Origin of the sequence: Streptomyces sp. NPDC021749 (assembly GCF_040640655.1) — a bacterium.
In the GTDB taxonomy this organism is placed as follows: Bacteria; Actinomycetota; Actinomycetes; order Streptomycetales; family Streptomycetaceae; genus Streptomyces.
In genome coordinates, this window is the sequence record NZ_JBFACE010000019.1 from 1 (window position 1) to 14,759 (window position 14,759).

At 70.5% G+C, this 14,759-nt stretch carries 7 protein-coding genes, 1 tRNA gene and 1 rRNA gene; 6 read left to right on the forward strand and 3 right to left on the reverse strand.

Going from position 1 to position 14,759, the window contains the following annotated elements; all coding sequences use genetic code 11:
* The 3 genes from rrf to AB0G35_RS20005 form a co-directional block, all read left to right on the forward strand.
* A 5S ribosomal RNA gene (rrf, locus tag AB0G35_RS19995) occupies window positions 1-93 on the forward strand; the annotation flags it as partial.
* 116 nt (window positions 94-209) lie between these two features.
* On the forward strand, window positions 210-887 hold the full coding sequence (locus AB0G35_RS20000; RefSeq protein WP_360950776.1) for a DegT/DnrJ/EryC1/StrS family aminotransferase: 678 nt from the start codon (window positions 210-212) through the stop codon (window positions 885-887).
* Between the two features lie 61 nt (window positions 888-948).
* A tRNA-Thr gene (locus tag AB0G35_RS20005) sits at window positions 949-1,021 on the forward strand.
* A gap of 88 nt (window positions 1,022-1,109) precedes the next feature.
* Here AB0G35_RS20005 and AB0G35_RS20010 read toward each other — a convergent pair.
* The 3 genes from AB0G35_RS20010 to AB0G35_RS20020 all read right to left on the reverse strand — a co-directional run bounded on the left by AB0G35_RS20010 (window position 1,110) and on the right by AB0G35_RS20020 (window position 4,913).
* A complete protein-coding gene (locus AB0G35_RS20010; protein ID WP_360950779.1) occupies window positions 1,110-1,418 on the reverse strand; it encodes a hypothetical protein in 309 nt (102 codons plus the stop codon).
* Complete coding sequence (locus tag AB0G35_RS20015) at window positions 1,418-2,110, reverse strand: hypothetical protein (protein WP_360950782.1); 693 nt, start codon at window positions 2,108-2,110, stop codon at window positions 1,418-1,420. Before AB0G35_RS20015 ends, AB0G35_RS20010 begins: the two co-directional genes overlap by 1 nt.
* Window positions 2,111-2,255: 145 nt before the next feature.
* Window positions 2,256-4,913, reverse strand: coding sequence for a SpoIIE family protein phosphatase (locus AB0G35_RS20020; RefSeq protein WP_360950785.1), 2,658 nt, complete (start codon window positions 4,911-4,913; stop codon window positions 2,256-2,258).
* 291 nt (window positions 4,914-5,204) lie between these two features.
* Between AB0G35_RS20020 and AB0G35_RS20025 the strand changes: the two genes are divergently transcribed.
* From AB0G35_RS20025 to AB0G35_RS20035, 3 genes are all read left to right on the forward strand, one after another.
* On the forward strand, window positions 5,205-10,709 hold the full coding sequence (locus AB0G35_RS20025; RefSeq protein WP_360950788.1) for a HAMP domain-containing protein: 5,505 nt from the start codon (window positions 5,205-5,207) through the stop codon (window positions 10,707-10,709).
* A gap of 256 nt (window positions 10,710-10,965) precedes the next feature.
* Entirely contained in the window at window positions 10,966-11,625 is a 660-nt protein-coding gene (locus AB0G35_RS20030) for a response regulator (RefSeq protein ID WP_360950791.1), read from the forward strand.
* A gap of 114 nt (window positions 11,626-11,739) precedes the next feature.
* Window positions 11,740-14,562, forward strand: a complete 2,823-nt coding sequence (locus AB0G35_RS20035; protein ID WP_360950794.1) for a DNA translocase FtsK — start codon at window positions 11,740-11,742, stop codon at window positions 14,560-14,562.
* The last annotated feature ends 197 nt before the right edge of the window (window positions 14,563-14,759 follow it).

Below are 14,759 nucleotides of genomic sequence, written 5' to 3' on the forward strand. Positions count from 1 at the left end.
ACGCCCGGTTACATTCCGAACCCGGAAGCTAAGCCTTTCAGCGCCGATGGTACTGCAGGGGGGACCCTGTGGGAGAGTAGGACGCCGCCGAACAATTCTTCAGCTCCGGTCCCTGAACCCTCGTGGTTCAGGGACCGGAGCTTTTTTGTTCTGATGTTCGGGTGGTGGGCGTAACGCGACGTTCACCTCATCTGACCAGGATCCCCGTCATGCGGACAGTGGGAACGCTCAAGTCGGCCGGGGTGCGTGCCGGGGACGAGGTCGTGGTGCCGGCGTACGGCAACGCCGAAGTGGCCCGGGCCGTCGTGGAGTTGGGCGCGGTGCCGGTATTTGCCGAGGTGGATGCGGACAGCTACTGCCTGGACCCGGCGTCGGTGGCCGATGTGGTGTCCCGTCAGACGGTGGCGGTCGTCGCGGTCCACAAGTTCGGGCGGCCGGCGGACGTCGGACGGCTGCGTGAAGTCGGGCAGCGGCACGGACTGTTGGTGCTGGTGGAGGACGAGGCCGGGGCGGATCCGGCGGGTACGGAGCTGCGTCGGGCGCATGCGGCGTATCTGGACGACCGGCTCAGCGGGGTCCGGACGCCGGCGGCGGCGTCGGGGCACCTGTACGCGCAGTACGTGGTCCGGGTGCCGGGAAACGGCCGGCCGGACCGGGATGCGTTCGCACGGACCTTGCGGGCCAAGGGAGTTGGCTGCCGGGTGCCGGTGCAGGCGCCGGTGTACCGGCTGCCCGGGCTGCGGCGGGACGTGTTCCTGCCGGAGACCGAGCGGGCGGTGGACGAGACCCTGGCGCTGCCGGTGCACGCCGGGATGTCGCGGCGGGAGCTGCACAAGATGGTCGGTGCCTGCAATGCGCTGGGCGGATTGCTGCAGCCGGCTTTTTGAGGAGCGGGCCGGGGCGGTTCGTGAACGCCGCGGAGTTGGGGTAATATTCTTTCTGTTGCCGGCCCCAATAGCTCAGTCGGCAGAGCGTCTCCATGGTAAGGAGAAGGTCTACGGTTCGATTCCGTATTGGGGCTCAAGGAGCAAAGGCCCCCGCCGAATGGCGGGGGCATTTGTCGTATCCGGCGGCGGGTGAGGGAGCCTCAGTTCGTCGTCGGTTCGTCCTTAGTTCGGTGCGGCCTCGATATGGGCCAGGCCGTGTGCGCCGGAAATTCCGGTGTCCTCGGGGGTGAGGGTGGCCACGGTCTGCAGGGTGCGCAGGTCGACGACGGAGACGGTGCTGGAGGCGTTTCCGGAGACGTAGGCGTGGCGGCCGTCGGGGGAGGAGGTCACGGTGAGGGGGAAGCGGCCCACCTCGACCTCGCCGATCGGGGTGAAGGTTTCCGGGGCGTGGACGGTCAGGATGCCGGGCTCGGGGTCCGGGCGCAGGCCGCCGGTGAGGAGTGTGCCGTCGGTGGTGATGTGGACGGGCATCACGTGGCCCTTGGTGGGCAGGGTGCGGACGGTCTCGTCGGTGCTGGTGTCGATGATGTGGAGGGCCGGTTCGGCCGGGTTCCGGGGGGCGACGTCGGCCTTGGGGGTCGCGACGACCAGCCGTCGGGTGTGAGGGCCAGGCCCTCGCTGCCGGGGACCGGGATCTGGTCGGTGAAGACGCCGCGGTCGAGGTCGAGGACGGAGACGAACGGGGCCTCCTTGTTGGTGGTGTAGCCGCGCCGGCCGTCCGGGGTGATGACGAGCCAGTGCGGGCCGGGCGCCATGGCAGGGATGCGGCCGAGCCGGGCGTGGCTGCGGCTGTCGAGGACCAGCACGCCCCCGGGCTCGGTGTCGGTGGCCTCGACGCTGACGTAGAGGCGGGACCGGCGGCGGTCCAGCGCCAGGCCGTGCGGGCCGTGGTCGGGGCGGAGGTCGAGGGTCGTGACGACGGTGTGGGTGTCGACGTTGATGACGGTGAGCTCGTGGGAGCGGCCTTCGTTGGCGTCGTAGTAGCCCGAGCGGTAGGTGCTGGAGCAGTACAGCAGCCGGTGGTCCGGGTCGAAGCAGAGCTCGTGGGGCTGCGGGGGCACGTCGACGACGGCGAGCAGCTCGTGGCCGGTGGCGTCGAAGAAGGTGACGGTGGAGCCGGCCTGGCTGATGACGGCGAGCTGATCGCCGGTGGTGGTGGTCATGGGCCGATCGTGCGCGGGCCCGGTGGAGGACTCCAGTGCAGGGCGGTCAAGGGTGCCCTGCACCGGGCGCAAGATCGCTGGTGGCCCGGGGCGGACGAGCGTGGCGGTGTGGGGCGGGTCACAGCGGTGGCGGCCCGCCCCCGGGTCAGCCGGCCTGGGGCTGGGGCTCGGGGACGCGCATGGCGAGGATGGCCATGTCGTCGGAGGCGGGTTCGGCGGCGAAGCGTTCCACGGCGCGCAGCACGCGGGCGGCGACGGCGCCGGCGGTCAGGCCGGTGCAGGTGGTCAGGACGTCGGTGAGACCGTCGTCGCCGAGCATGCGGGAGCCCTCGCGGCGCTCCGTGACGCCGTCGGTGACGCACAGCAGGACGTCGCCCGGGTCCAGGGTGATGGTCTGCTCGTAGAGTTCGAGGTCGTCCATGACGCCCAGCAGGGGCTGGGGTTCGGCGGCCGGTTCGACCGTGCCGTCCTGGCGCAGGCGGAGCGGCAGGGGGTGGCCGGCGCAGACGACCTTGAGGAGGGCGCTGCCGTCGTCCTGGGGCCAGAGCTCGCCGTAAAGGAGGGTCAGGAAGCGGCTGCGGGCGCCCTCGTCGAGGATGGCCGCGTTGAGCCGTTCCAGGACGGCGGGGCCGCCGAAGCCCTCGCGGGCGAGCAGGCGGAGGGCGTGCCGGGCGAGGCCGGTGACCGCCGCGGCTTCCGGGCCGGTGCCGCAGACGTCGCCGATGGCGAAGCCGTAGGCGCCGTCGCGGATGGGGAAGAGGTCGTAGAAGTCGCCGCCGACCTCGTTGCCCTCGCCGGCCGCGCGGTAGATGACCTCGACCTCGACGCCGGCGATGTCGGGCAGCTCCGGGGGCAGCAGGCTGCGCTGGAGGGACTGGCTGATGGCCGTGCGCTCGGAGTAGAGGCGGGCGTTGTCCAGGGCGAGGGCGGCCCGGCGGGAGAGGTCCTCGGCGAGTTCGAGGATCTCCTGGCGGAAGTGCTCCTCGGTGGGCTTGCCGAGGGTGAGCATGCCGATCACGCGGTTACGGGCGACGAGGGGGAGTACGACGGTCTCGCCGCCGACCGCGGAGGCGGTGGCGAGGGTGGCGCCGGGGCCGCTGGAGGGGCGTGCGGCGGTGCCCAGGCCGAGGCTGCGCATGGAGGTGCGCAGCGCGGCGTCGTGGGCGGCGTCGCTGGGGGCGGTCCAGATGCGGGCGCCGGGGGTGGGGACCGGCTCGGGCGGGTCGACCTTCATCAGGAGGGTCTTCAGGCCGTCGATGCGGTCCTCGTCCTCGTGCAGGACGTACGAGAGCTCCGGTTCGGAGGCCTGGTCGGCGACGGTGTAGACCGCGCACCAGGTGGCGAGGGTGGGGACCGTCATCTGGGCCATCAGGGCCAGGGTCTGGTCGCGGTCGAGGGTGCCGGCCAGCAGGTCGGACGCCTCGACGAGGAAGGACAGCGAGCCGCGGCGGAGCTTTTCGAGTTCGGTCAGGCGGGCGCGTTCGACGGCGAGGGCGATGCGGTCGGCGGCGAACTGGAGGCGGAGGGCCTCTTCGTTGGTGTAGCGGCCGGGGTTTTCGGCGGCGACGCCGAGGGAGCCGGTCAGCCGTCCTTCGACCTTGAGGGGGACGGTGACGACGGAGCGCATGCCCGTGCCGCTGAGCAGGGGGACGGCGCCGGGGACGGCGGTGAGGTCTTCGTGGACGGCGGGCATCCGGGCGGAGCCGTAGCGTCCGGAGCCGGCCTCGACGGGGACGCGGGCGAAGCGCTGGCGGGCGGAGGGCAGGCCGGTGGAGGCGCGGACCTCCAGTTCGGTCTCGTCGTCGGTGGCGAGCAGGAGGTAGGCGGCGTCGCCGTCGAGCATGTCGCGGGCGCGTTCGACGGTGCGCTGGAGCAGGCCGTCGAGGTCGTCGGGGGCCGGGGAGCCGATGAAGACCTCGAACGGGTCGGAGGGGTGGGCCGTCGACCGGGCGGTCTGGGGGGTCTGGGCCGCGGTGTCGCCGGCGGGGGCGCGCTGGGGGCTCTGGAGGATCGCGCGTTCGTGGTCGCGGACCAGCAGGCAGACCGTGGAGGCCTCGCCGTCGGCGTCGCGGACGCGCAGGTGGGAGGCGTAGACGGGGACGACCCGGCCGTCGGCGCCGCGCATGCCGTAGGAGCCCTCCCAGCGGGAGAGCTGGAGTGCCTCGGCGATGCCGGTGCCGGTGCCGGGGGTGTGCGGCCAGGCGGCGAAGTCGGTGAGGGGTTTGCCGATGACCAGTTCGGGGTCGTAGCCGAAGAGGTCCTGGGCGTCCTCGTTCCAGAAGCTGATGCAGCCGCCGCGGTCGATCTGGATCACCGCGACCCGGACCCGGGTGTCGGTGACCGGGAGGGCGTCGACGGGGAGGGCGGGGCCGGCGGAGCGGGTGCCGGCGGGGCGCTCGGGGAGGTCGAGCTGGAACCAGACGTGTTTCTGGGCGGCGGTGTATTCGACGCCCCAACGGGCGGACAGGGCGCCGCAGAGGAGCAGTCCGCGGCCGCCCTCGCGGTCCGGGTGGACGATGACCTGGCCGGCGTTCTGGAGCGGGATTTCCCGTTCGGGGTAACGGTCGGCGACGGAGATCTTCACGCCGGCGTCGTTGCGCTGGCACAGGACGTCCGCGGCGGTGCCGGCGTGCACGACGGCGTTGGTGACCAGCTCGCTCGTGAGGACGACGGCGTCGTCGACGATGTCGGCGCAGCCCCAGCCCTGGAGGGTGTCACGGACGAACGCACGGGCGGTGGCGACCGAGCGCCCGACCGGCTCGAAGGTTGCGGCGGCCCGCGCGGTGATCACTGGTCTCCTCATGCGTGTGTCGGTGATCTGCTCCCCCATGGTCGCGGCGCCCCTCCGGAAATACCTGGTGTGCTCGTGCCGCCGCCCGTACGCGAGGTCACGGGGCGGTGGACAGCCGTATGCCAGGTTACTTACCTTCGCCGCGGCCGAGGATGCCGGTCACGTGTGTTTCCGCCCCAATCGTGCTGTGGGACGGTGTGCGATGCTGCCGAACTGTTATGGCCTGGTTGGGCCATGGTGAAACACTGGGCAAGTATCAAGAGAAAGCCCGGGTAGAACGGTCGACCCTGCGGGAGGGACACGGTGGAGTCTGGCGCAGCGGCGCGGGGCGCAAGCACGCGCGCGAAAGGCGGACGTTCCCGGAGCAACGGGACGACCGAGGTGGATACGGCTGCGCTGAATCGGCTGTTGGTCGCTCTGGTTGCCATGCGGGACGGGAACTTCCGCAAGCGGCTCACGGTTTCCGGCGACGGCGTCATGTCGGAGATCGCGGCGGTCTTCAACGAGGTCGCGGACCGCAATCTGCATCTGACCGGCGAGCTGGCGCGGGTGCGCCGGGTCGTCGGACGTGAGGGAAAGCTCACCGAGCGGCTGGAGGTCGGGGCCGCCGAAGGCTCCTGGGCCGCGGCCATCGACGCCTCGAACGCGCTGGTCGACGACCTGGTACGGCCGGTTTCCGAGGTCGGCCGGGTGCTGTCGGCGGTGTCCGAGGGCGATCTGGAACAGCGCATGGACCTGCGGTCGCGCAGTTCGGACAGTTCTTCGGAGCATCCCCTGCGCGGTGAATTCCTGAAGGTCGGCCGGACGGTCAACGGGCTGGTGGACCAGCTCTCCGCGTTCACCGACGAGGTCACGCGGGTGGCCAGTGAGGTCGGTACGGAGGGCAAGCTCGGCGGCCAGGCGCGGGTGCGCGGAATGTCAGGTTCGTGGAAGGACCTCACGGAATCCGTCAACACCATGGCGTCCCGGCTGACCGCACAGGTCCGGGACATCGCGCTGGTCACCACGGCCGTCGCCAAGGGTGATCTGTCGCGCAAGGTGACGGTCCATGTCGCCGGCGAGATGCTGGAGCTGAAGAACACCGTCAACACGATGGTGGACCAGCTGTCGTCGTTCGCCTCCGAGGTGACCCGGGTCGCCCGTGAGGTCGGTACGGAGGGCGAGCTCGGCGGTCAGGCCCAGGTCCCCGGGGTGGCCGGGGTGTGGAAGGACCTGACGGATTCGGTCAACCTCATGGCCGGCAACCTCACCGCTCAGGTGCGCGGGATCGCGCAGGTCACCACGGCCGTCGCCAACGGCGACCTGTCGCAGAAGGTGACCGTCAGCGCACGCGGCGAGGTCGCCCAGCTCGCCGACACGATCAACACCATGACCGAAACGCTGCGGACCTTCGCGGACGAAGTGACGCGGGTGGCGAACGAGGTCGGGGCCGAGGGGCAGCTCGGCGGTCAGGCCCAAGTGCCGGGCGCGGCGGGCACGTGGAAGGACCTCACCGATTCGGTGAACAACGCCTTCCGGAACCTGACGGCCCAGGTGCGCGACATCGCGCAGGTGACGACGGCGGTCGCCAACGGTGACCTGTCACAGAAGGTCACCGTCGATGTGGCCGGGGAAATGCTGGAGTTGAAGAACACCGTCAACACGATGGTGGACCAGCTCTCCGCGTTCGGCGCCGAAGTGACGCGCGTCGCACGGGAGATCGGTGTCGAGGGTGAGCTCGGCGGCCAGGCCGCGGTGCCCGGGGCGGCGGGCACGTGGAAGGACCTCACGGACTCCGTCAACACCGCGTTCCGCAACCTCACCGGTCAGGTGCGCAACATCGCGCAGGTGACGACCGCGGTCGCCAACGGCGATCTGTCGCAGAAGGTCACCGTCGACGTCTCCGGCGAGATGCTCCAGCTGAAGAACACCGTGAACACCATGGTGGACCAGCTGTCGTCGTTCGCCGACCAGGTCACGCGGATGGCCAGGGACGTCGGCACGGAGGGCCGGCTGGGCGGTCAGGCCCGGGTGGACGGCGTCAGCGGCACCTGGAAGGAGCTGACCGACTCCGTCAACTTCATGGCGGGGAACCTCACCTCGCAGGTGCGGCAGATCGCCCAGGTGACGACGGCGGTGGCGCGCGGTGACCTGTCGCAGAAGATCGACGTGGACGCGCGCGGCGAGATCCTGGAGCTGAAGAACACCATCAACACGATGGTCGACCAGCTCTCCGCGTTCGCCGAGCAGGTCACCCGGGTCGCCCGTGAGGTCGGTACGGACGGCCGGCTGGGCGGTCAGGCGCAGGTGCCCGGCGTGGCCGGCGTCTGGCGCGATCTGACCGACTCCGTGAACGGCATGGCCGGCAACCTCACGGCCCAGGTCCGCAACATCGCGCAGGTCGCCACGGCCGTCGCGCGCGGTGACCTGTCGCAGAAGATCGACGTGGACGCCCGGGGCGAGATCCTGGAGCTGAAGAACACCCTGAACACCATGGTCGACCAGCTCTCGTCCTTCGCGGAGCAGGTCACCCGGGTCGCCCGCGAGGTGGGCACCGAGGGCATCCTGGGCGGCCAGGCCGAGGTGCAGGGCGTCAGCGGCACGTGGAAGGACCTCACCCAGTCCGTCAACTTCATGGCGAACAACCTGACGTCGCAGGTGCGCAACATCGGCGAGGTGACGACCGCGGTCGCCCGCGGTGACCTGTCGAAGAAGATCACCGTCGACGCGAAGGGCGAGATCCTCGAACTGGTCACGACCGTCAACACGATGGTCGACCAGCTGTCGCTGTTCGCGGAGCAGGTGACCCGGGTCGCCCGTGAGGTCGGTACGGAAGGCCAACTGGGCGGCCAGGCAAGGGTTCCGGGCGTCACCGGCATCTGGAAGGACCTCAGCGACAACGTCAACCTGATGGCCAACAACCTGACCATCCAGGTGCGGAACATCTCGCAGGTCTCGGCGGCGGTCGCCAACGGTGACCTGACGAAGAAGGTCACGGTCGAGGCGCGCGGTGAGGTCGCGCAGCTCGCCGACACGGTCAACACGATGGTCACGACCCTGTCGTCGTTCGCCGACGAGGTCACGCGGGTGGCCCGTGAGGTGGGGACCGACGGCATCCTGGGCGGCCAGGCCCGCGTGCCCGGCGTCGCCGGGACGTGGAAGGACCTCACCGAGTCCGTGAACTCGATGGCCAACAACCTGACCGGCCAGGTCCGCAACATCGCGATGGTCACCACCGCCATCGCCAAGGGCGATCTGACCAAGAAGATCGACATCGACGCGCGCGGCGAGATCCTCGCGCTGAAGACCACCATCAACACCATGGTCGACCAGCTGTCGTCCTTCGCCGAGCAGGTCACCAGGGTGGCCCGCGAGGTGGGTACGGAGGGCCAGCTGGGCGGTCAGGCGCAGGTGCGGGGCGTGGCCGGCACCTGGCGGGACCTGACCGAGTCGGTGAACGAGATGGCCGGCAACCTGACCCGGCAGGTGCGCGCCATCGCCGCGGTCGCCGCGGCGGTCACCCTCGGCGACCACAACGTCCGGATCGACGTGGACGCGGCCGGCGAGATCCTGGAGCTCCAGGACAACGTCAACACCATGATCGCCACGCTCCGCGAGACCACCCTCGCCAACGAGGAGCAGGACTGGCTCAAGGGCAACCTCGCCCGGATCTCCGGTCTGATGCAGGGCCGGCGCGACCTCAAGGACGTCGCCACGCTCATCATGAGCGAGCTGTCGCCCGCAGTCTCCGCGCAGCACGGCGCGTTCTTCCTGGCGGCGCAGCCGGACAGCCAGGAGATCGGCGCGGACGGCGGCGAGTCGGGCGAGTACGAGCTGCGGCTGATGGGTTCGTACGGCTACACCGGGGGCAACATGCCCACCACCTTCAAGCCCGGTGAGACGCTGATCGGCACGGCCGCGGAGGAGAAGCGCACGATCCTGGTGGAGAACGTGCCCTCCGGCTATCTCAAGATCGCCTCGGGGCTGGGCGAGGCGCCGCCGGCGAACGTGATCGTGCTGCCGGTGCTGTTCGAGGACAAGGTGCTCGGCGTGATCGAGCTGGCGTCGTTCCAGCCGTTCACCCAGATCCAGAAGGACTTCCTCAGCCAGATCGCCGAGATGATCGCGACCAGCGTCAACACCATCTCGGTCAACACCAAGACCGAGGTGCTGCTCAAGCAGTCGCAGGAGCTGACCGAGCAACTCCGCGAGCGCTCCGCCGAGTTGGAGAGCCGGCAGAAGGCGCTGGAGCTGTCCAACTCCGAACTGGAGGAGAAGGCCGAGCAGCTGCGGGCGCAGAACCGCGACATCGAGGTGAAGAACACCGAGATCGAGGAGGCCCGGCAGGTCCTGGAGGAGCGCGCCGAGCAGCTCGCGGTCTCGATGCGCTACAAGTCGGAATTCCTGGCCAACATGTCGCACGAGCTGCGCACCCCGCTCAACTCGCTGCTGATCCTGGCCAAGTTGCTGGCCGACAACGCCGAGGGGAACCTCTCCCCGAAGCAGGTCGAGTTCGCCGAGACGATCCACGGCGCGGGCAGCGACCTGCTCCAGCTGATCAACGACATCCTGGACCTGTCGAAGGTCGAGGCCGGCAAGATGGACGTCAGCCCGACGCGGATCGCACTGGTCCAGCTCGTCGACTACGTCGAGGCCACCTTCCGGCCGCTGACCGCGGAGAAGGGGCTCGACTTCTCCGTGCGGGTCTCGCCGGAGCTGCCGGCCACGCTGCACACGGACGAGCAGCGGCTGCTGCAGGTGCTGCGCAACCTGCTGTCCAACGCGGTGAAGTTCACCGACACCGGCGCGGTCGAGCTGGTGATCCGGCCGGCCGGCGCGGACGTCCCGGTGGCCATCCGCGAACAGCTGCTGGAGCACGGTTCGCTGCGTGACCCGGACGCCGAGATGATCGCGTTCTCCGTGACCGACACCGGCATCGGCATCGCGTCCAGCAAGATGCGGGTCATCTTCGAGGCGTTCAAGCAGGCGGACGGCACGACCAGCCGCAAGTACGGCGGTACCGGTCTGGGCCTGTCCATCAGCCGGGAGATCGCCCGCCTGCTGGGCGGCGAGATCCACGCCCAGAGCGAGCCCAACCGCGGCTCGACGTTCACCCTCTACCTGCCGCACAACCCCGGAGGGCTGCCGCCGCAGGGCTACCCGCAGCTGGTCGCCGGCGGGCTGGCGATGGACGCGGAGGCGCGCGAGACCGAGGCCGGGGGCCAGGAGGCGGAGGAGCAGCCGCGCCGGGAGGCCGGCGGCGGCAGCCTCAACCGGCGCCGCCGGCGGGCGATTTCCGGGTCCCAGCGGCGGTTCGCCCTGCCCGGCCAGCAGCCGTCCGGGCCGCCGCAGCCCGTCGCACCGGCGCCCGTGCAGCCGGAGCGGCAGTCCGCCGAGGAGCCCTGGCTGGGCAACGGCCAGGACCTCGTCGAGCCGAGCTTCGAGGGCGGCTTCCACGGCGAGAAGGTGCTGATCGTCGACGACGACATCCGCAACGTCTTCGCGCTCACCAGCGTCCTGGAACAGCACGGGCTGTCGGTGCTGTACGCGGAGAACGGCCGGGAGGGCATCGAGGTCCTGGAGCAGCACGATGACATCGTGCTGGTGCTGATGGACATCATGATGCCGGAGATGGACGGCTACGCGACCACGGCGGCGATCCGCCGGATGCCGCAGTTCGCCGGGCTGCCGATCATCGCGCTGACCGCGAAGGCGATGAAGGGCGACCGGGAGAAGAGCATCGACTCCGGGGCCTCCGACTACGTGACCAAGCCGGTGGACACCGACCATCTGCTGTCGGTCATGGAGCAATGGATGCGCGCGGAGTGAGAGGGCGTCCAGTATGGAGCCGTAATGAGGATCATCGCGTGCTGACGGAGTGTGGCGGTGGACGTGTGGAGGCCCCGGATCCGGGGAACCTTCTCGTCTCTGTCTGCGTTTCTGCTACGTGCACAGTGACATCGCGGTGACAGGGTGTGGCGACAGGCGGGGTGCAGCTACCATGACCGGCACAAGGACGGGCGGCATGACGGAGCCGTCCCCTGGGGCGGCGTCCGGTTCACTGCCGGGGCGAGGAGGACGGGCCATGGTGCAGAAGGCCAAGATCCTCCTGGTCGATGACCGGCCGGAGAATCTGCTGGCGCTGGAGGCGATCCTCTCCGCGCTCGATCAGACACTGGTGCGGGCATCGTCCGGGGAGGAAGCGCTCAAAGCACTGCTCACGGACGATTTCGCGGTGATTCTGCTCGATGTGCAGATGCCGGGCATGGACGGCTTCGAGACCGCCGCGCACATCAAGCGGCGGGAGCGCACCCGTGACATCCCGATCATCTTCCTCACGGCCATCAACCACGGCCCGCACCACACCTTCCGCGGCTACGCGGCCGGCGCGGTGGACTACATCTCCAAGCCGTTCGACCCGTGGGTGCTGCGCGCGAAGGTCTCGGTCTTCGTCGAGCTGTACATGAAGAACTGCCAACTGCGGGAGCAGGCCTCCCTGCTGAGGCTGCAGTTGGAGGGCGGGCGGCCGAGCGCCGACGAGGCGAAGGAGTCCGCGGGGCTGCTCGCCGAGCTGTCCGCGCGGCTGGCCGCGGTCGAGGAGCAGGCGGAGGCGCTGTCCAAGCAGCTGGACGAGACCGCGGACGCCGCGGCGGTGGCCACCGCGGCCCATCTGGAGCGCAAACTGACCGGACTGCGTCGGGCGCTGGACGCCCTGGAGCCGGGGGCCGGGACGCCCGCGGGGTGAGCGCGGGGCGGCCGCCGGGCGGCTGACGCCCCTTCATGAGGCGGGCGCGCGACACGGATGGGTGAAGGGCCGTGCGCTCGTGTCATGCCCGCGATCGCCTGTAATCTCGTCGCCATGGCCTCACGTACGTCCGGCAAGGGAACCCAGAGCGCGGCGGGCCCCTCGAAGCAGCGCGCCGGACGGTCCGGGGGCGCGGCCAAGAAGACCGCAGCGAAGAAGGCGCCCGCGAAACCGCCCGCCAAGAAGGCCGCGGCGAAGAAGGTCCCGGCGAAGAAGGCACCGGCCAAGAAGGCGCCCGCCAAGAAGGCCCCGCCCCGACCGGCACCGTCCCCGACCGGCGGGGTGTACCGCCTCGTCCGCGCCTGCTGGCTGGGGATCGCCCACGCCATCGGGGCGGTCTTCCGCGGGATGGGCCGCGGCGCGAAGAACCTCGACCCGGCGCACCGCAAGGACGGCCTGGCCCTCGGCCTGCTCGGCCTGGCGCTGGTCATCGCGGCCGGCACCTGGTCGAACCTCTCCGGTCCGGTCGGCGACCTCGTCGAGCTGCTGGTGACCGGCGCGTTCGGTCGTCTCGACCTGGTGGTGCCGATACTGCTCGGCGGCATCGCGGTGCGGCTCATCCGGCACCCGGAGCAGCCGGAGGCCAACGGACGGATCGTCATCGGGCTGTCGGCGCTGGTCGTCGGTGTCCTCGGGCAGGTCGCGATGGCCTGTGGCTCGCCGGGCCGCGGCGACGGCTTCGCGGCCATACAGGACGCCGGCGGCTACCTCGGGTGGGTCGCCTCCAAGCCGCTGATCTTCACCGTCGGCCAGACCCTGGCCGTGGCGCTGCTGGCGCTGCTGACCGTCTTCGGGCTGCTGGTGGTCACCGCGACCCCGGTCAACGCGATCCCGCAGCGGCTGCGGGCGCTCGGCGTGCGGCTGGGCGTGGTGCACCCCCTGGCGGACGAGGCGCCGTTCGAGGAGTACGCCGAAGACGCCGAGTACGCCGAGGAGTGGCGCGAGCAGCCGGCGCGCAGCCCCCGCCGCCGTACCTCCGCGGCGCCCGCGCCGGCCGATCCGGACGCGCTGGAGGAGGCGGCGCTGGCCAAGCGGCGCCGGCCGCGCCGGAGCTCCGTACAGCCCGCCGCGGACCGGCAGATGGACGCGGTGGACGTGGCCGCCGCGGCCGCCGCGGCGCTGGACGGTGCGGTACTGCACGGGGTCCAGCCGTCCCCGCTGGTGGCCGGGCTCAGCAGCGGCATCTCGACCGAGCACCGCGAGCCGGACGGCGCGGACACCGCGGGGGAGAGCGGTACGGTCCCGCCGGCCCGCGGCGCCGAGCCGGAGCCGGAGCCGGAGCCGGAGCGGACACCGGCCGCCGAGCCGTCCGCCGGGTCGTCCGTCCCGGACTTCACCAAGGCCCCGCCCGAGCCGTCCGGCGAGCTGCCGCCGCGCGCCGAGCAGCTCCAGCTGTCCGGGGACATCACCTACGCACTGCCGTCGCTGGACCTGCTCGCGCGGGGCGGGCCGGGCAAGACCCGCAGTGCCGCGAACGACGCCATAGTGGCCGCGCTGACCACGGTCTTCCAGGAGTTCAAGGTCGACGCCGCGGTCACCGGCTTCACCCGCGGCCCGACGGTCACCCGCTACGAGGTCGAGCTGGGCCCCGCCGTCAAGGTCGAGAAGATCACCGCGCTGGCGAAGAACATCGCCTACGCGGTGGCCAGCCCGGACGTCCGGATCATCAGCCCGATCCCGGGCAAGTCCGCGGTCGGCATCGAGATCCCCAACACCGACCGCGAGATGGTCAACCTCGGCGACGTGCTGCGGCTGGCGGAGTCCGCCGAGGACGACGACCCGATGCTGGTGGCCTTCGGCAAGGACGTCGAGGGCGGGTACGTCATGCACTCGCTGGCGAAGATGCCGCACATGCTGGTCGCCGGCGCCACCGGCTCCGGCAAGTCGTCCTGCATCAACTGTCTGATCACCTCGGTGATGATGCGCGCCACGCCCGAGGACGTCCGGATGGTGCTGGTCGACCCCAAGCGCGTCGAGCTGACCGCCTACGAGGGCATCCCGCACCTGATCACGCCGATCATCACCAACCCCAAGCGGGCCGCCGAGGCCCTGCAGTGGGTGGTGCGCGAGATGGACCTGCGCTACGACGATCTGGCGGCCTACGGGTTCCGGCACATCGACGACTTCAACGAGGCGGTGCGCGACGGCCGGATCAGCGCGCCCGAGGGCAGCGAGCGGGAGCTGGCGCCCTACCCGTACCTGCTGGTGATCGTCGACGAGCTGGCGGACCTGATGATGGTCGCGCCGCGCGATGTGGAGGACTCCATCGTCCGCATCACCCAGCTCGCCCGGGCCGCCGGCATCCATCTGGTGCTCGCCACCCAGCGGCCGTCCGTCGACGTCGTGACCGGTCTGATCAAGGCCAATGTGCCCTCCCGGCTCGCGTTCGCCACGTCCTCGCTGGCCGACAGCCGGGTCATCCTGGACCAGCCGGGCGCCGAGAAGCTGATCGGCAAGGGCGACGGGCTGTTCCTGCCGATGGGCGCGAACAAGCCCACCCGTATGCAGGGCGCGTTCGTCACCGAGGCCGAGGTCCATGCCGTGGTCAAGCACTGCAAGGACCAGATGGCCCCGGTCTTCCGGGACGACGTCACGGTGGGCAGCAAGCAGAAGAAGGAGATCGACGAGGACATCGGCGATGACCTCGACCTGCTCTGTCAGGCCGCTGAGCTGGTGGTTTCCACCCAGTTCGGGTCGACGTCGATGCTCCAGCGCAAGCTGCGGGTGGGCTTCGCGAAGGCGGGCCGGCTGATGGACCTGATGGAGTCACGCAACGTCGTCGGACCCAGCGAGGGTTCCAAGGCTCGTGACGTTCTTGTGAAGCCTGACGAACTGGACGGAGTGCTGGCGGTGATCCGGGGGGAGGCTACGGAGTAGCACGCATATCCGGGTCACCCGTACGGGAGACGCAAGCAACCGTTTCTCCTGCCGACACGTCAAGTTGAGGGAGGCGAGGGAACGATGCTTCACCATCAACCCGCATGGCACGCCCGCGGGCGTTCTGATGGCGTACAAACCGCGCTCTCCCGCTTGCCCGACCCTTTCGCCCCACCCCTAGACTGAACTTCCAGCAG

What these genes read in the sequence shown, in the direction of transcription:
- AB0G35_RS20000 (WP_360950776.1), top strand. Translation starts at nt 210, where the DNA reads ATGCGGACAGTGGGAACGCTCAAGTCGGCCGGGGTGCGTGCCGGGGAC.
- AB0G35_RS20010 (WP_360950779.1), bottom strand. Translation starts at nt 1,418, where the DNA reads ATGCCCGTCCACATCACCACCGACGGCACACTCCTCACCGGCGGCCTG.
- AB0G35_RS20015 (WP_360950782.1), bottom strand. Translation starts at nt 2,110, where the DNA reads ATGACCACCACCACCGGCGATCAGCTCGCCGTCATCAGCCAGGCCGGC.
- AB0G35_RS20020 (WP_360950785.1), bottom strand. Translation starts at nt 4,913, where the DNA reads ATGAGGAGACCAGTGATCACCGCGCGGGCCGCCGCAACCTTCGAGCCG.
- AB0G35_RS20030 (WP_360950791.1), top strand. Translation starts at nt 10,966, where the DNA reads ATGGTGCAGAAGGCCAAGATCCTCCTGGTCGATGACCGGCCGGAGAAT.
- AB0G35_RS20035 (WP_360950794.1), top strand. Translation starts at nt 11,740, where the DNA reads ATGGCCTCACGTACGTCCGGCAAGGGAACCCAGAGCGCGGCGGGCCCC.